Here is a 16,981-nt window from a genome sequence, read left to right on the forward strand (position 1 = left end):
GCGGGTCCGGGGCGCTCCCCGGACCCGCCCCGTACCCGCTACGCCGGAAGCCCCAGCTCCCGCGCGATCAGCATCCGCTGCACCTCGCTCGTGCCCTCGCCGATCTCCAGGATCTTCGAGTCCCGCCACATCCGCGCCACCGGGTACTCGTTCATGAACCCGTAGCCGCCGTGGATCTGCGTCGCGTCCCGCGCGTTGTCGACCGCAATTGTCGACGAGTACAGCTTCGCGATCGCCGCCTCCTTCTTGAACGGCTCGCCGAGCACCAGGCGGGAGGCCGCGTCGCGCCAGCCGATGCGGGCCATGTGGGCGCGGGTCTCCATGTCGGCGATCTTGAACTGGATCGCCTGGTAGGTGCCGATCGCCGAGCCGAAGGCGTGACGTTCCTTCGCGTACTTCACCGACTCGTCCACACAGCCCTGCGCGAGGCCGGTCGCGAGCGCCGAGATCGCGACCCGGCCCTCGTCCAGGATCCGCAGGAACTGGGCGTAGCCGCGGCCCTCCTCGCCGAGCAGGTTGCCCACCGGCACCCGCACGTCGTCGAAGGACAGCTCACGGGTGTCGGAGGCGTTCCAGCCGACCTTGGAGTAGGGCGCGGCGACGGTGAAGCCGGGGGTGCCGGAGGGGACGATGATCGAGGAGATCAGGGGGCGGCCGTCGGGCTTGCGGCCGGTCACCGCCGTCACCGTGACCAGGCCGGTGATGTCCGTACCGGAGTTGGTGATGAAGCACTTGGAGCCGTTGATCACCCAGTGGTCGCCGTCCCGGACGGCGGTGGTGCGGGTGCCGCCCGCGTCCGAGCCGGCGCCCGGCTCGGTCAGCCCGAACGCGCCCAGCATCTCGCCGGAGCACAGCTTCGGCAGCCACTCCCGCTTCTGCTCCTCGGTGCCGAACCGGAACACCGGCATCGCGCCCAGCGAGACGCCCGCCTCCAGGGTGATCGCCACCGACGAGTCGACCCTCGCCAGCTCCTCCAGGGCGATGCCGAGGGCGAGGTAGTCGCCGCCCATGCCGCCGTACTCCTCGGGGAACGGCAGCCCGAACAGGCCCATGCGGCCCATCTCGCGGACGATCTCGTACGGGAACTCGTGCCGCTCGTAGAAGTCGCCGATCTTCGGCGCCACCACGTCGTGCGCGAACTCCTCGACAGTGCGGCGGAGTTGCTCGTGCTCGTCGGTGAGCCGGTGGTCGAGGGTCATGCTCAGGACTCCTTGTGGGAGAGCGCGCGGACGGTACGGGACGGGCTCGGGCGGCCCAACTGCTCGGCCATCCAGCCGCTCGTGGCGGTGAGGGCGGCCAGGTCGACCCCGGTCTCGACGCCGAGACCGGTGAGCATCCACACCAGGTCCTCGGTGGCGAGGTTCCCGGTGGCGGACTTCGCGTACGGGCAGCCGCCGAGGCCGCCCGCGGACGCGTCGAAGGTGGTGACACCGTGCTGGAGGGCGGCGTAGGAGTTGGCCAGCGCCTGCCCGTAGGTGTCGTGGAAGTGCACCCCGATGACGTCGGTGGTGACGCCCTCCTCGTTCAGCAGCGAAAGCAGTTCGAGGACATGGCCGGGGGTGGCGACGCCGATGGTGTCGCCGAGGCTCAGCTCGTCGCAGCCCATCGCGCGCAGCGCCCGGCACACCTCGACGACCTGGTGCGGCGGCACCGCGCCCTCCCAGGGGTCGCCGAAGCACATCGACACATAGCCGCGCACATGCAGCCCCGCCTCCTTGGCGCGGGCCACCACCGGGGCGAACACGGCCAGCGACTCGTCCACCGTGCGGTTGAGGTTGGCCTTGGCGAAGGACTCGGTGGCGGAGGCGAACACGGCGACCCGGCGGGCGCCGAGCGCCAGCGCCCGGTCGAGCCCGCGCTCGTTCGGCACGAGCACCGGCAGCCGTACCGGCAGGTCCTTCACCTGGGGGAACAGCTCCTCGGCGTCGGCGAGTTGGGGCACCCACTTCGGATGCACGAAGCTCGTCGCCTCGACCGTCGTCAGGCCTGCGGCGGCCAGCCGCCGGATGAACTCGGCCTTCACCGCGGTCGGTACGGTGCCCTTCTCGTTCTGCAGCCCGTCGCGCGGCCCCACTTCGTGGATCCGCACCCGCTCGGGCAGCCCGTCGCCGGTGAACACCATCGGCAGACCGGTCACGTCGCTCATGCCGTCTTCTCCTCCTCGCCCGGGGCCGCCACGGGCGTCACCACGGCCAGGATCTGGTCCATGGCCACGGTGCTGCCGGGCGTCACGTCCAGCTCGGTCACGGTCCCTGCGTGCGGCGCGGAGATGACGTGCTCCATCTTCATCGCCTCCACCACCAGCAGGCTCTGACCCGCCTCCACCTCGTCGCCGACGGCCACCTTCACCACCGTCACCGTCCCCGGCATCGGCGCGGCCAGCGTGTCCGCGCCGCCGTGCCGGGCCCCGGACAGCGCGGCGGCCACCGGGTCGTGGTCGAGCACGTGCCAGGAGTCGCCGTCCCGGCCCAGCCAGCGCCCGTCGGGGGAGGCCGCGACCGTGAACCGGTGTGTGACGCCGTCGAGTTGGAGCACGAGCTCACCGCAGGCGGAACCGGCCCCGGCCTCCGGACGCGCGACCAGCGAGCCCCGGACGGCGGCCGCATCGGGACCCGTCTCCGCCCCGCCCACCACCAGCTCCGCGCCCGCCGCCCCGCCCCGTACCCGTACCGTCACCGGCTCGTGCCCCGGCACCCGCGCGTGCAGCACGGTCCAGGCCGGGACGCCGCCGAGTCGCCAGCCCGTACCGGCGTCGAACGGGTCGCGCCAGCCAGGACCGCCGCCCGCCACCGGCGGGAACGCGCGCAGCAGCGCCGCCGCCGCGTACACCTCCACCGGCACCGCCGCGTCGATCAGCGACTCCGCGTCCCGCTCCACCAACCCCGTGTCCAGCTCGCCCGACACCACGTCCGGATGCGCCAACAGCGCGCGCAGGAAACCCGCGTTGGTCGGTACGCCGAGGGTGACCGTCTCCGCGAGCGCCGCCCGCAGCCGCCGCAGCGCCGTCGGCCGGTCCGGGGCGTGCACGATCACCTTCGACAGCATCGGGTCGTACAGCGAGGACACCTCGGTGCCCTCGGCGAGCCCCGAGTCGGTCCGCACCCCGGCGCCCCGCGGCTCGTTCAGCGCGAGCACCGTGCCGCCGGACGGCAGGAAGCCGCGCGCCGGGTCCTCGGCGCAGATCCGCGCCTCGACCGCCCAGCCGTCGAGCCGGACGTCGTCCTGGCCGAGGCCGAGCGGCTCGCCCGCCGCCACCCGCAGCTGCCACTCCACCAGGTCGAGCCCGGTGATCAGCTCGGTGACCGGGTGCTCCACCTGGAGCCGGGTGTTCATCTCCATGAAGCAGTACGCGGCCGGGTCGCCGCCCGGCACGATGAACTCGACGGTGCCCGCGCCGACATAGCCGCAGGACCGGGCCGCCTCCACCGCCGCCGCGCCCATCGCGGCCCGCAGCTCGGGCGTGAGCAGGACGCTCGGCGCCTCCTCGATCACCTTCTGGTGGCGCCGCTGCAGCGAGCACTCGCGCTCGCCGAGGTGGATGACGTTGCCGTGGGCGTCCGCGAGGACCTGGATCTCGATGTGCCGGGGGCGGTCGATCCACCGCTCCACGAGCAGGGTGTCGTCGCCGAACGAGGACCGGGCCTCGCGCCGCGCCGACGCGATCTCCTCGTCCAGCAGGCTCAGGTCGCGGACCAGCCGCATCCCCTTGCCGCCGCCGCCCGCGCTGGGCTTGAGCAGCACCGGCGCGCCCAGTTCGCGGGCGGCCTCGGCGATGTGCGGGTCGGCGGCGCCGGGCACCACCGGCACCCCGGCGGCCTGGACCGTCTCCTTGGCCCGGATCTTGTCGCCCATCAGGGCGATCGCCTCGGCCGGCGGGCCGATGAAGACGAGGCCCGCCTCGGCGCACGCGCGCGCGAAGGCCGCGTTCTCGGCGAGGAAGCCGTAACCGGGGTGGACGGCCTGGGCACCGGTGCGGGCCGCCGCGTCGAGCAGGGCGGGCACCGACAGATACGACTCGGCGGCGGGCGCCGCCCCGATCCGTACCGCCGTGTCCGCCTCCCGTACGTGCCGGGCCCCGGCGTCCGCGTCGCTGTACACGGCCACCGACCGCACCCCGAGGCGGCGCAGCGTGCGGATGACCCGGACGGCGATCTCGCCGCGGTTGGCGACGAGCACGGTGTCGAACATGCGCGGCGTGCTCCTCTGCGGCGTGGCCTTGAGCTGCGCGTCCTCGCGCTGCGTGGTCGTGTCCTGCATGGCCTGGTGGTCCCTCACATCCGGAAGACGCCGAACTGGGGGTCGCCCAGCGGCGCGTTGGCGCAGGCGGTCAGGGCGAGACCGAGGACCTGCCGGGTCTCCAGCGGGTCGATGACCCCGTCGTCCCACAGCCGGGCGGTCGCGTAGTAGGCGTTGCCCTGGGTCTCGTACTGCGCGCGGATCGGGTCCTTGAAGGACTCCTCGTCCGCCGCGCTCCAGGCGTCGCCGAGCTGGTCGCGCTTGACGGTGGCGAGCACCGACGCGGCCTGCTCGCCGCCCATCACCGAGATCTTGGCGTTCGGCCACATCCACAGGAAGCGGGGCGAGTACGCCCGGCCGCACATCGAGTAGTTGCCCGCGCCGTACGAACCGCCGACCACCACGGTCAGCTTGGGCACCCGGGTGGTGGCGACGGCGGTGACCATCTTCGCGCCGTGCTTGGCGATGCCGCCGTGCTCGTACGCCTTGCCGACCATGAAGCCGGTGATGTTCTGCAGGAACACCAGCGGGATGCCGCGCTGGTCGCACAGCTCGATGAAGTGGGCGCCCTTCTGGGCGGACTCGGCGAACAGGATGCCGTTGTTGGCGACGACCCCGACCGGGTGGCCGTGGATCCGGGCGAAGCCGGTGACCAGGGTCTGCCCGTACTCGGCCTTGAACTCCTGGAAGCGGGAGCCGTCCACCACCCGGGCGATGACCTCGCGCACGTCGTACGGGGTGCGGGAGTCCACCGGCACCGCCCCGTACAGGCCCGTCGGGTCGGCCTTCGGCTCCTCGACCGGTGTCACCGACCAGGGCAGCGGGCCCCGCTCGGGGAGGGTGGCGACGATGTCGCGGACGATCCGCAGCGCGTGGGCGTCGTCCTCGGCGAGGTGGTCGGTGACGCCGGAGATCCGCGAGTGGACCTCGCCGCCGCCCAGCTCCTCGGCCGTGACGACCTCGCCGGTCGCCGCCTTCACCAGCGGCGGGCCGCCGAGGAAGATCGTGCCCTGGCCGCGCACGATCACCGCCTCGTCGCTCATCGCCGGGACGTAGGCGCCGCCCGCCGTGCACGAGCCGAGGACGGCCGCGATCTGCGGGATCCGGGCGCCGGACATCCGGGCCTGGTTGTAGAAGATCCGGCCGAAGTGCTCCCGGTCGGGGAACACCTCGTCCTGCATCGGCAGGAAGGCGCCGCCGGAGTCCACCAGGTACAGGCAGGGCAGCCGGTTCTCCAGGGCCACCTCCTGCGCGCGCAGGTGCTTCTTGACGGTCATCGGGTAGTACGTGCCGCCCTTGACGGTGGCGTCATTGGCGACGATCACGCACTCGCGGCCGCTGACCCGGCCGATGCCCGCGATCACCCCGGCGGCCGGTGCCTGCTCGTCGTACATCCCGTTGGCCGCCAGCGGGGCCAGCTCCAGGAACGGCGAGCCCGGGTCGAGCAGCGTGTCCACCCGGTCCCGGGGCAGCAGCTTGCCGCGCGCGGTGTGCCGGGCCCGCGCCTTCTCGCCGCCGCCGAGGGCCGCCGCCGCGAGCTTGGCCCGCAGGGTCGCCACCAGCTCGTGGTGGGCCGCCTCGTTGGCCTGCCAGGCCGGCGAGGCGGGGTCGGCCGCACTCGTCAGGACAGGTGCCTGCTGCACTGCCTGCTGCATCGTTTCGAGCTCCCTCGCTCGGGTTAATGAGCGTTAACGTCTCCCGTCAGGTTAACGACCGCTAACCCCGCTGTCTAGAATCGAATCCATGACCACGAGCCCCACGCGGACCGACGCGACCACGCGACGCGAGCAGATCCTCAAGGAGGCCGCGCGGCTCTTCGCCGAGCGCGGCTTCCACGGGGTGGGTGTGGACGAGATAGGAGCGGCCGTCGGCATCAGCGGCCCCGGCCTCTACCGGCACTTCCCCGGCAAGGACGCGATGCTCGCGGAACTCCTCGTCGGCATCAGCGAGCGGCTCCTCGACGGCGGCCGGCTGCGCGTCGCCGAGGCCGCGGGCGACCCGCGCGCCCTGCTCGGCTCCCTCATCGACGGCCACATCGACTTCGCCCTCGACGACCGCCCGCTGATCACCCTCCACGACCGCGAGCTCGACCGCCTCAAGGACGAGGACCGCAAGCGGGTCCGCCGCCTCCAGCGCGAGTACGTCGAACTCTGGGTCACGGTCGTCCGCGAGCTCCACCCCGCCACCCCCGAGACCGACACCCGCGCCGCCGTCCACGCCGTCTTCGGCCTCCTCAACTCCACCCCCCACCTGGGCACCCCGCTGGGCCGCGAGGCGACCGAACGCCTGCTGCGCGACCTCGCGCACGGGGCGTTCGGGGCACTGGGCGCCGGGGCGTAGCGGGCCGGCCGTGCGGTGGCCCCGTCCCCGGCGGCGGCGGGACGGGGCCGTGGCCCGGCCCCGCCGTGGACGGCCACGCCGGGCGCCCGGGCCGACCGGCACAATGGGCCCCATGCCGATACTCAGCCGCGCCGCACTCGTCGAGCACCTGGTCCGGACCCGGATCGCCGGCGACGTCGCCACCCCCCGCGACAACAACCTCGCCCACTACCGACGGCTCGCCAACGGCGACCGGCACTACTGGTTCGGCCTCGAGTTCGGCGACCGGTGGACCGACGAGCAGGACGTCCTCGCCGTGATGGCCGAGCGCTGCGGTGTCGTCGACGACCCGGCGCACCGCACCGGGCAGGACACCATCGACCCCGAGCTCACCGTCGGCGCCCTCGACCGGATGGCCGCGCGCCTCGCCAAGGCCGCCGCCGCGAAGGAACGGGTGCTGTTCGCCACCGGCCACCCCGGCGCGCTCATCGACGCGCACAGCCGGATCGCCGCGGCGCTGCGGGCCAGGGGCTGCGACATCGTGCGGATCCCCGGCGGGCTCGTCGCCGACGAGGGGTACGTGGTGCAGTTCGCCGACGTCGCCGTCTTCGAGCGGGGCGCGTCGCTCTGGCACACCCACTCGCCCGAGCCGATGAACGCGATCCTCGACGGCCTCGCGGCGATCGGCGAGCCCGCCCCCGACCTGGTCGTCGCCGACCACGGCTGGGCGGGCCGGGCGGCGCAGCGGGGCGTGGAGTCGATGGGCTACGCGGACTGCAACGACCCGGCGCTCTTCCTGGCGGAGGCGGAGGGCACCATGCAGGTGACGGTGCCGCTGGACGACCACGTGCTGGACCCCAGGTACTACGAGCCCCTGACGGCGTACGTCCTGGACACGGCGGGCCTGACCGGCTGAGCCCCGGTGACCGGCTGAGCCCGGCCCCGTCGGCGGGTGCGGGGGTTTCCGTCGTACGGGCAGGGGCTCAGGCGCTGCCCGGCGTCGGGTCCAGATACACCCGCCGCACCCCCGGCAACCGGGCCCGCAACCGCTCCTCCGCCCGCTCGCACGCCCGCTCGATCTCCGCCGCCGACGACACGTCCCGGAAGTCCACCTTCGCCGCCACCAGCACCTCGTCGGGCCCCTGGATCAGCGTCGTCAGATCCAGCACGTCCACCATGTGCGGATCGGCCAGCAGCTCCTCCCGCACGATCTCCCGCATCCGGGGCGGCAGCGCCCGCCCCACCAGCAGCTCCGCGTTGGAGCGGCCGAGCACCCACGCCACGTACACGAGCAGCGCGCCGATCAGGATCGAGGCGATGCCGTCCCAGACGCCGGAGCCGGTGAGCTGGCCGCCGAGCAGGCCGCCCGCGGCGAGCATCAGGCCCGCGAGGGCGGCCGAGTCCTCCATGACGACGGCCTTGACGGTGGTGTCGGGGGTGAGCCGGAGGTAGCGGGCGAAGGGGGCCTTCATCCGGTCGGCCTCGGCGACGACCTGCTTGATCGCGGTGCGCAGGCTGTAGCCCTCCAGGAGGAAGGCGACGCCGAGCACGATGTAGGAGACGAGCGGGTCGCCGGGGTCCTCACCGTGGACGAGGGTGTGGATGCCGTCGTAGAAGGAGAAGACGGCGCCGCCGACGAAGGTGGCGACGGCGGCGAGCATCGCCCAGACGTACCGTTCGCCCGCGTACCCGAGCGGATGGTCCTCGTCGGCCGGTTTCTCGCTGCGTTTGAGGGCCGTGAGCAGCATGAACTCGGTGACGGTGTCGGCGAGCGAGTGCGCGGCCTCCGACAGCATCGCGCTGGACCCGCTGATCACACCGGCGACGGCCTTGGCGACGGCGATGCCGAGGTTGGCCGCCGCCGCCACGATCACTGTGAAGGTGCTCTCACCCTGTTCCGCCATAAATAGGACGGTATGCGGGGTCGTCAGCGCGGGACGCGAACGACACCCTCCTGGATGACGGAGATCGCGAGCCGGCCGTCCTGGGTGTAGATCCGGGCCTGGCCGAGACCGCGGCCACCGGCGGCGGTCGGCGACTCCTGGTCGTACAGGAGCCATTCGTCCGCGCGGAACGGGCGGTGGAACCACATGGCGTGGTCGAGCGAGGCGCCGACGACGTCGCCGACGGCCCAGCCGCCCCGCCCGTGGGCGAGCAGGACCGAGTCGAGCAGCGTCATGTCGGAGACGTAGGTGGCCAGGACGACATGGAGCAGCGGGTCGTCGGCGAGTTTGCCGTTGGTGCGGAACCAGACCTGGGAGCGGGGCTCGCGGGGCTCGCCGACGCTGCCCCACGGGGGCACCTCGGCGTAGCGCAGGTCGACCGCGGCGCGCGCCTGGATGAGCCGGTCGGCGACCTCGCGGGGGAGGTGGCGGGGCAGCATCTCGGCGGGCGTGGGCAGGGTTTCCGGGTCGGGCGCCGTCGGCATGACGGCCTGGTGGTCCAGGCCCTCCTCGTACGTCTGGAAGGACGCGGAGAGGTGGAAGATCGGCTGGCCGTGCTGGACGGCGACCACCCGGCGGGTGGTGAAGGAGCGGCCGTCGCGGATCCGGTCGACGGTGTAGACGATCGGCGCGCCCGGGTCGCCGGGGCGCAGGAAGTACGCGTGCAGCGAGTGCGCGGGCCGGTCGGCCGGGACGGTCCGCCCCGCCGCCACCAGCGCCTGGGCGGCCACCTGGCCGCCGAAGACGCGGGGGACGAGCGCGGAGCGGGACTCGCCCCGGAAGATGTCCCGCTCGATCCGCTCCAGGTCGAGCAGATCGAGCAGGGCATCCAGGGGGTCGTGCGTGGGGGGCACTTACAGGCCCATCGACTTCGCGATGATCGACTTCATGACCTCGCTGGTGCCGCCGTAGATGCGGTTGACGCGGTTGTCGGCGTACAGGCGGGCGATCGGGTACTCGTTCATGTAGCCGTAGCCGCCGTGCAGCTGGAGGCAGCGGTCGATGACGCGGTGCGCGACCTCGGTGCAGAACAGCTTGGCGCTGGCGGCCTCGGCCGGGCTCAGCTCGTGCGCGTCGAGCGCCTCCAGGGCGCGGTCGGCGACGGCCTGGGCGGCGTCCACCTCGGCCTGGCAGGCGGCCAGCTCGAACTTGGTGTTCTGGAAGGAGGCGACGGTCTTGCCGAAGACCGTGCGGTCCGTGACGTACGCCTGGGCGAACCGGATCGCGGCGGCGGCCTGCGCGTACGCGCCGAAGGCGATGCCCCAGCGCTCCGACGGCAGGTTCTGGCCGAGGTAGTAGAAGCCCTTGCCCTCCTCGCCGAGCAGGTCCTCGACGGGCACCTTGACGTCGACGAAGGCGAGCTCGGCGGTGTCGGAGGTGCGCAGGCCGAGCTTGTCCAGCTTGCGGCCGATGGAGTAGCCCGCGGACTTGGTGTCGACGGCGAACAGCGAGATGCCGAAGCGGCGGTCCTCGGCGGACGGCGCGGAGGTGCGGGCGCAGACGATCACGCGGTCGGCGTGGACGCCGCCGGTGATGAAGGTCTTGGAGCCGTTGAGGACGTAGTGGGTGCCGTCCTCGGAGAGCTTGGCGGTGGTCTTCATGCCCGCGACGTCGGAGCCGGTGCCCGGCTCGGTCATCGCGAGGGCCCACATCTCCTCACCGGTGACGAACTTCGGGAGGTACTTCTTCTTCTGCTCGTCGGAGGCGAGCATCTTGATGTACGGCAGGGCAAGCAGCACGTGCACACCGGAGCCGCCGAACTGGACGCCCGCGCGGGCGGTCTCCTCGTAGAGGACGGCCTCGAACTTGTGGGTGTCGAGACCGGCGCCGCCGAACTCCTCCGGCACGTTGATGCCGAACAGGCCCAGCTCGCCCAGCTTGTAGTAGAAGTCGCGCGGCGCCTGGCCCGCGGCGAACCAGTCGTCGTAGACGGGGGCGACCTCGGCCTCGATGAAGGCCCGGATGGTCTCCCGGAACGCCTCGTGGTCCTCGTCGAATACGGTACGGCGCACGGTGCGGCTCCTCCGGTGTGCGGGCCTTGGCTAAGCGCTTGCTCAGTCTGTCTGTCACGAAGTTACCCAGCGGTCACCCGCCCTGTCCAGACTCCTCACCTGTGATCCAGGCCCGCCTCCCGGAGTCGTACCCGTACACCGGCCGCCCCTTCGCCCCGCTCGTCCGGAACGGCCCGCCGTCCTCGTCCCCGATCCGGACCGTGCCCCGGCGCCCCTCGGAACTCCACTCCAGCTCCAGGTACCAGCGGCAGTCGCACTCCGCGGCCCGCGCCGAGACCAGCAGCTCCACCGGTTCGGCGGCGCTCACCGCGTACGGGAAGGCGACCGCCGGGAGCGTCCGGCCCTGCTCGCCGGAGGCGTCGTACCCGTCGAGCGCCCGCGCCAGCGGCCGCGGCCGGTCCAGGTCCACCTCGAACCGGCGCGGCGTCACCGCCCCGCCGCACCCGTCGCCCATCCGGTACGCCCCCCACGGCAGCGCCGCGCCCCGCTCCGCCACCCGCACGTGCAGCGCCTGCAGCACCACGGCCGCCGCGCCCTTCCCCTGCACCGACACCCGCACCAGCGTCTCCCCGCCGTCCACCGCCTGCTGCGCCGCCGCCCAGCGCCGCGCGTCGGCGGTCTCCGGCGGCGGAGGCGGCGTCCGCGCCATGAGGTAGGTGTGCCCGCACCCGTTCTTCCACAGGTGCGAGGCGACCGTCCACGTCACCGGCGCCGGTGCGGGTGCCGGTGGCACGGCGGCCCGCTCCCGGGGCTTCCCGGGCAGGAGTACGACTCCGAGGGTCACCGCCACGACGACCGAGAGGCCCCCGACGAGCAGGCCCCGCCACCCCGGCCGCCGCCCGCGCCGCCGCGCGGACGGCAGGCCGGACGGAACGTCCGCCACGCGCGCGTGCACGGGCTCAGGCTCCGGAACCAGCTCAGGCTCCGGAACCGGCACGGGCTCGGGCTCGGGCACGGGCTCGGGCACCGGAGGCCGACGGACGCCGTCCGCGCGGGCCCAGGCCGCCGCCAGGGCCCGCCGCTCCGCCTCGTCCGCCCCGCACAGCACGGCGAGCCGGTCGACGACGGCGAAGTCCTCCGGGACGGTCCCGCCCGTGCAGTAGCGGTGCAGGCTGGACGCGCTGACGTTCAGGCGCCGGCCCAGCGCCTCGTAACTCCGCCCGTCCCGCACCTTGAGCGCGCGCACCAGCCGCGCGAACTCCTCGACCTCCTCGACGGCGGCGTCCTTCGGCATTCCATCCCCCTCGGCCCTGCGTCCCACCCTTCACGTCCTTGCACGTCAACAGGGGTGGGATGGTTCCGGGACGGGTGACGGGCGCGTCACCGTTGATCCGGGGCGGGCGGGCCCCGAGGCTGGTGGAGCACCGACCGAACCACCCGACGGGGGATCCACCACCATGAACACGTTCCGTACCGCACTCGCCACCGCCGCCGCAGCCGCCCTGGGCCTCGCGGCCCTCGCCACGGCCCCGGCGCAGGCCGCCGCCCAGCCCGCCTTCCTGGCCGCCTCCCAGCTGCCGCCGTCGTCGACGGCGTGGAAGGCCGGCCAGGTCTTCCCCGGCGTCCCGGAGAACGGCGGCGTCCTCTGCGCCCCGTACAAGATCCCGGCGCAGAACAGCCGCTACCGCGACTTCAGCACCGAGCTCGACACCAACGCCGTCCAGATCACCAACGTCGCCCGCACCGAGGCCGACGCGATCAAGCTGGTCGACACCCTCCGCAAGGCGCTCGCCGAGTGCGGGCCCGTCCTGGAGCGGCAGAACCCGGGCCTGCGCGCCGTCAGCGCCTTCCACGGCAAGCTCGCCGTCGAGGAGGGCGCCTGGGTCTACAGCCTGGACACCGCCGACCCGCAGGTGGGCAACACCGACATCCACCTGTTCGCCGTGGGGCGCGACGGCAAGACCGTCACCCTGGTCCGCTGGGGCCAGATGGGCGACCTCAAGGACGCCCCGCTGAACGCCTTCCGCACCACGACGAAGACCGCGGTCAACAAGCTGTACTGACCTCCGGCACCGTCGACCGGCCGCGCGTGACGGGGGAACGCGCGGCCGGTCCCCGTCCTGCTCCGGCTCACGGGGCGGGTCACGGGGCGGGTCACGGGGCGCGCAGCGCGAACCACAGCTCCATCCGTACGTCCGGATCGTCCAGGTCCCGGCCGAGGAGCGCCGCGCAGCGGGTGATCCGCTGCCGGACGGTGTTGCGGTGCACGTCCAGGGCCACCGCCGTCCGGTCCCAGCTGCCGTGCAGGGAGAGCCAGGCGCGCAGGGTCTCCCTGAGCGGTTCGCTCAACGGGGCGAGCAGAGTCCTGGCGTACGCCGCGGCCTCGTCCCGGTCCACCAGGCCCGCGAATCCGGCCGCGTCCCGGTGCCGTACCAGCGGCGTCCGGCTCGCCTCGGCCCGCCGCAGCGCCCGCCCGGCCTGCGCGTCGGCGGCGGCCAGCGCGTCGGCCGCCGCCGGGGCGCCCGCGCCGAGGGTCCAGCCGGGCTGCGGGACGAGCGGGGCGGTGGCGGGCAGCAGCAGGCGTACGGGGCCGGGGGCGGCGCCCGGATCGGCCAGCGGGGTGCCCAGGGCGGCGGCCAGGCTCGCCACCGCGAACGGCGTGCCGTCGCCGCCGCGCGCGTGCACCACCGTCCAGGGTCCTGGGCCGAGGACGGCGGCCGCCCCGGCGGGGTCCGCGCCGAGCAGCAGCCGGACCAGGGCGGTGTCCCGGGCGGTGACGTCGGCCGCCCGGTGCGGGGCGGTCAGCAGCGAGAGCAGCACCACCGCGACGCCCGCGATGGTGTGGTCGCCGGGCTCCCGGCGCTCGGTGGCGACGCCGAGGATGAGGCCGTCGCCGCCGCCGAGCGCGTAGGCGGCGAGGGTGAGCCCGCCGCCGTCGCCGCTGGCCGTCGCCGGGCCACCCGGGCGCGGGCCCACCACCGCCGCGAGGTCCGCGAGCGCGCGGGCCGCCGCCGGGGGCACGGCCCGCCCGGCCGCCGCCGACTCGGTGCCGTCCGCGCCGAACAGGACCGCACGTCCGCCGAGCCGGGACGCCAGCGCGCCGAGCACCGCGGGGACCGGCGCGGGCCGGGCGGCGGCCGTCGCCAGGGACTGCTGGGCCTCGCTCACCCGGCGCAGCTCGTGCAGCCGGGCCTGCGCCATCAGCCGCCACAGGGCCCGCGCGACCGCCGTGAACGGGGTCTCCGGCGGCACCTCGATCAGCGGCAGCCCGAGCCGGGCGCAGGCGTCGACGAGCTCCGGCGGCACCGTGTCGTACACGGGGGTCACCCCGAACCCGAGCGCCGCCGCGCCCGCCGCCACCACCCGGGCCACGTACCGGGCCGGGTCGGTGAGCTGCACGCCCGCCGTGAGCAGCAGCTCACCGCCGAGCAGATACGGGTAGGGGTCGGCCATCTCGGAGGTGTGCACCCAGTGCAGCGAGACGTCCGGCGATCCGGCGCGCAGCCGCAGCCCCAGCTCCTCACGGGCCAGCAGCGCGGCCAGCGGGACGGGCGGCGCGGGGGAAGCGGGCGCCGCGGCGGCGGGAGTGGAACCGGGCTCCGGAACGGACATCGCAGTGGACCCTTCGTACATCCCCGCCGTGAACAGTGGGTGAAACGTACACTTCAACGCCGCTTTCCGGCCACCTACTGTCGTCCCCACCAGCGGCCGCGGGTACGGGCGGATGTCCTCGCGATCAGCCGCTGGTCACTTCCCCCGCACGACACGCCACCGAGGTGAGCGAAGGAGGGCCCGAATGGCCGTCGACTACACAGTGATCGTCCTGTATCTGGCCGGCATGCTGGCGATGGGCTGGTGGGGCATGCGCCGCGCCAGGTCCAAGAGCGAGTTCCTGGTCGCGGGCCGCCGCCTCGGGCCATGGATGTACTCCGGCACCATGGCCGCGATCGTCCTCGGCGGCGCCTCCACCATCGGCGGCGTGGGACTCGGCTACAAGTACGGCCTGTCCGGCGCCTGGATGGTGATCACCATCGGCCTCGGCCTGCTCGCCCTGAGCGTCTTCTTCTCGGCCCGGATCGCCCGCCTGAAGGTCTACACCGTCTCCGAGATGCTCGACCTGCGCTACGGCGGCCGGGCCGGCGTCATCTCCGGCGTCGTCATGTGGGCGTACACGCTGATGCTCGCGGTCACCTCGACCATCGCGTACGCCACCATCTTCGACGTCCTCTTCGACCTGCCCCGCACCCTGGCGATCGTCCTCGGCGGCACCATCGTGGTCGCCTACTCGACGCTCGGCGGCATGTGGTCGATCACCATCACCGACATGGTGCAGTTCGTCGTGAAGACCATCGGCGTGCTGCTCCTGCTGCTGCCGATCGCCGTCGTCAAGGCGGGCGGCTTCGCCGGGATGAGGGCAGCGCTGCCCAGCTCGTACTTCGAGCCGCTCGGCATCGGCGGCGAGACGATCTTCACGTACGTGCTGATCTACACCTTCGGCATGCTGATCGGCCAGGACATCTGGCAGCGGGTGTTCACCGCGCGCACCGACAAGGTCGCCAAGTGGGGCGGCACCGTCGCGGGCACCTACTGCCTGCTGTACGCGGTGGCCGGCGCCGTCATCGGCACCGCGGCCAAGGTCATGTACCCGTCGCTGCCCAGCGCCGACGCGGCCTTCGCCACCATCGTCAAGGACGAGCTGCCGATGGGCGTCCGCGGCCTGGTCCTGGCCGCCGCGCTGGCCGCCGTGATGTCCACGTCCTCCGGCGCCCTGATCGCCTGCGCCACCGTCGCCAACAACGACATCTGGTCACGTCTGCGCGGCCTCACCGGAACGGCCCGGAACCCCGAGGAACTCGACGACCACGACGAGGTCAAGGGCAACCGGGCCTTCATCCTGGTCATGGGCGTCGCCGTGATCCTCATCGCGATCGCCCTCAACGACGTGGTGCAGGCCCTCACCGTCGCCTACAACCTGCTGGTCGGCGGCCTGCTGGTGCCGATCCTCGGCGGCCTCCTTTGGCGCCGCGGCACCGTGCAGGGCGCGCTGGCCGCGGTCGGCGTCGGCGGCCTGGCCGTGATCGGCCTGATGTGGACTTACGGAATCCTGGCAAATGAGCCTGTTTACTATGGTTTGTTGGCTTCGCTCGCCGTGTATGTGATCGTTTCCCTGGCCACCCGCCCGACGGACGCCGCCGTGCTCGCGCACTGGCGCGCCCGGCTCGCCGGTCAGGACCCGGACCCCGAGAACCCGGCGGCCCCGGTCCCCGCGACCACCGCCTGACGCCCCCGGGCGTCGCGACCCGACGCCCGGCCCCACGAGAAGCACCCCTGGAGGACCCGACCATGAGCAGCGACCAGAACACCCCGCGCGGCCCGATCGACTCGTCCCGCGTGCCGCGGTACGCCGGTCCCGCGACGTTCGCGCGGCTGCCGCGGCTCGACGAGGTCGGCACCGCCGACATCGCCGTGGTCGGCGTCCCCTTCGACACCGGCGTCTCCTACCGCCCCGGCGCCCGCTTCGGCGGCAACGCCATCCGCGAGGCGTCCCGCCTGCTGCGCCCGTACAACCCGGCGCAGGACGCCTCCCCGTTCGCCCTGGCCCAGGTCGCGGACGCCGGTGACATCGCCGCCAACCCGTTCAACATCAACGAGGCCGTCGAGACCATCGAGGCCGCCGCCGACGACCTGCTCGCCTCCGGCGCCCGGATGATGACCCTCGGCGGCGACCACACCATCGCGCTGCCGCTGCTCCGCTCGGTCGCCAAGAAGCACGGCCCGGTCGCGCTGCTCCACTTCGACGCGCACCTGGACACCTGGGACACCTACTTCGGCGCCGAGTACACCCACGGCACGCCGTTCCGCCGGGCCGTCGAGGAGGGCATCCTCGACACCTCCGCGCTGTCCCACGTCGGCACCCGCGGCCCGCTGTACGGCAAGCAGGACCTGACCGACGACGAGAAGATGGGCTTCGGCATCGTCACCTCGGCGGACATCTACCGCCGGGGCGCGGACGAGGTCGCCGACCAGCTGCGCCAGCGCATCGGCGACCGCCCGCTGTACATCTCGATCGACATCGACTGCCTCGACCCGGCCCACGCCCCGGGCACCGGCACCCCGGAGGCGGGCGGCATGACCTCCCGCGAGCTCCTGGAGATCCTGCGCGGCCTGTCCTCCTGCAACCTGGTCTCGGCCGACGTGGTGGAGGTGGCCCCGGCCTACGACCACGCGGAGATCACGGCGGTGGCGGCGTCCCACACGGCGTACGAACTGACCACGATCATGTCCCGCCAGATCGCGGCGGCGCGCACCGCGAGCTGACCCCGCCCCTACCCCCTCCCACGGCGGGCCGGGGGCCCACCTACCCCTCCCCACCCACCCTCCCCGTCCGGCGGGGCGGGGGCCCACCCACCCTGGCCCGGTTGCGAGGGGTCCGGCGGCGGGGAGGGGGTCGGGGTCGGAGTGGGGGTGGGGGTGTCCGGACGTAAAGGCGCGGAGCGCGCGCGAAGCGCGGCGAGGCGACAGTCCGGACAC

14 protein-coding genes are annotated in these 16,981 nt (G+C 73.5%); 5 read left to right on the forward strand and 9 right to left on the reverse strand.

Features of this window, described 5'->3' with window-relative positions; genetic code table 11:
* Nucleotides 1–38: 38 nt before the first annotated feature.
* The 4 genes from ACIPXM_RS22180 to ACIPXM_RS22195 form a co-directional block, all read right to left on the reverse strand.
* Complete coding sequence (locus tag ACIPXM_RS22180) at nucleotides 39–1,199, reverse strand: acyl-CoA dehydrogenase family protein (protein WP_401657900.1); 1,161 nt, start codon at nucleotides 1,197–1,199, stop codon at nucleotides 39–41.
* A 2-nt stretch (nucleotides 1,200–1,201) separates the two neighbouring features.
* Complete coding sequence (locus ACIPXM_RS22185; protein WP_401657902.1) at nucleotides 1,202–2,146, reverse strand: hydroxymethylglutaryl-CoA lyase; 945 nt, start codon at nucleotides 2,144–2,146, stop codon at nucleotides 1,202–1,204.
* Nucleotides 2,143–4,188: an acetyl/propionyl/methylcrotonyl-CoA carboxylase subunit alpha gene (locus tag ACIPXM_RS22190; RefSeq protein WP_401657960.1), complete on the reverse strand. Its 2,046-nt coding sequence runs from the start codon at nucleotides 4,186–4,188 to the stop codon at nucleotides 2,143–2,145. The genes ACIPXM_RS22185 and ACIPXM_RS22190 overlap by 4 nt, the downstream gene beginning before the upstream one ends.
* Nucleotides 4,189–4,271: 83 nt before the next feature.
* A complete protein-coding gene (locus ACIPXM_RS22195; RefSeq protein ID WP_401657962.1) occupies nucleotides 4,272–5,879 on the reverse strand; it encodes a carboxyl transferase domain-containing protein in 1,608 nt (535 codons plus the stop codon).
* Between the two features lie 100 nt (nucleotides 5,880–5,979).
* Between ACIPXM_RS22195 and ACIPXM_RS22200 the strand changes: the two genes are divergently transcribed.
* Together ACIPXM_RS22200 and ACIPXM_RS22205 are read left to right on the forward strand one after the other, a co-directional pair.
* The gene (locus tag ACIPXM_RS22200; protein WP_401657904.1) at nucleotides 5,980–6,576 is read left to right on the forward strand and encodes a TetR/AcrR family transcriptional regulator; all 597 of its coding nucleotides are present in this window, start codon (nucleotides 5,980–5,982) and stop codon (nucleotides 6,574–6,576) included.
* A 112-nt stretch (nucleotides 6,577–6,688) separates the two neighbouring features.
* Nucleotides 6,689–7,471 (forward strand): phosphatase, encoded by a 783-nt coding sequence (locus tag ACIPXM_RS22205; protein WP_401657906.1) that lies wholly within the window; start codon nucleotides 6,689–6,691, stop codon nucleotides 7,469–7,471.
* Between the two features lie 67 nt (nucleotides 7,472–7,538).
* Here the strand turns inward: ACIPXM_RS22205 and ACIPXM_RS22210 are convergent, their stop codons facing one another.
* The 4 genes from ACIPXM_RS22210 to ACIPXM_RS22225 form a co-directional block, all read right to left on the reverse strand.
* Complete coding sequence (locus tag ACIPXM_RS22210; RefSeq protein ID WP_401657908.1) at nucleotides 7,539–8,459, reverse strand: cation diffusion facilitator family transporter; 921 nt, start codon at nucleotides 8,457–8,459, stop codon at nucleotides 7,539–7,541.
* Between the two features lie 23 nt (nucleotides 8,460–8,482).
* The gene (locus ACIPXM_RS22215) at nucleotides 8,483–9,352 is read right to left on the reverse strand and encodes an acyl-CoA thioesterase (protein ID WP_401657910.1); all 870 of its coding nucleotides are present in this window, start codon (nucleotides 9,350–9,352) and stop codon (nucleotides 8,483–8,485) included.
* Nucleotides 9,353–10,510 carry an acyl-CoA dehydrogenase family protein gene (locus tag ACIPXM_RS22220; protein ID WP_401657912.1) on the reverse strand — a complete coding sequence of 386 codons (1,158 nt, stop codon included), beginning with the start codon at nucleotides 10,508–10,510 and terminating at the stop codon, nucleotides 9,353–9,355.
* 73 nt (nucleotides 10,511–10,583) lie between these two features.
* Nucleotides 10,584–11,744 (reverse strand): helix-turn-helix domain-containing protein, encoded by a 1,161-nt coding sequence (locus tag ACIPXM_RS22225; protein ID WP_401657914.1) that lies wholly within the window; start codon nucleotides 11,742–11,744, stop codon nucleotides 10,584–10,586.
* 163 nt (nucleotides 11,745–11,907) lie between these two features.
* Between ACIPXM_RS22225 and ACIPXM_RS22230 the strand changes: the two genes are divergently transcribed.
* Nucleotides 11,908–12,513 carry a hypothetical protein gene (locus ACIPXM_RS22230; protein WP_401657916.1) on the forward strand — a complete coding sequence of 202 codons (606 nt, stop codon included), beginning with the start codon at nucleotides 11,908–11,910 and terminating at the stop codon, nucleotides 12,511–12,513.
* A gap of 91 nt (nucleotides 12,514–12,604) precedes the next feature.
* Here ACIPXM_RS22230 and ACIPXM_RS22235 read toward each other — a convergent pair whose 3' ends face one another.
* Complete coding sequence (locus ACIPXM_RS22235) at nucleotides 12,605–14,062, reverse strand: PucR family transcriptional regulator ligand-binding domain-containing protein (RefSeq protein ID WP_401657918.1); 1,458 nt, start codon at nucleotides 14,060–14,062, stop codon at nucleotides 12,605–12,607.
* Between the two features lie 184 nt (nucleotides 14,063–14,246).
* On the opposite strand from ACIPXM_RS22235, the gene ACIPXM_RS22240 reads away from it, so the two are divergent.
* Both ACIPXM_RS22240 and speB read left to right on the forward strand, forming a co-directional pair.
* A complete protein-coding gene (locus tag ACIPXM_RS22240; RefSeq protein WP_401657920.1) occupies nucleotides 14,247–15,731 on the forward strand; it encodes a sodium:solute symporter in 1,485 nt (494 codons plus the stop codon).
* A 62-nt stretch (nucleotides 15,732–15,793) separates the two neighbouring features.
* Nucleotides 15,794–16,768 carry an agmatinase gene (gene speB, locus ACIPXM_RS22245; protein WP_401657922.1) on the forward strand — a complete coding sequence of 325 codons (975 nt, stop codon included), beginning with the start codon at nucleotides 15,794–15,796 and terminating at the stop codon, nucleotides 16,766–16,768.
* The last annotated feature ends 213 nt before the right edge of the window (nucleotides 16,769–16,981 follow it).

The sequence above is a fragment of the Streptomyces sp. NPDC090025 genome, from assembly GCF_044748125.1.
Classification (GTDB): Bacteria; Actinomycetota; Actinomycetes; order Streptomycetales; family Streptomycetaceae; genus Streptomyces.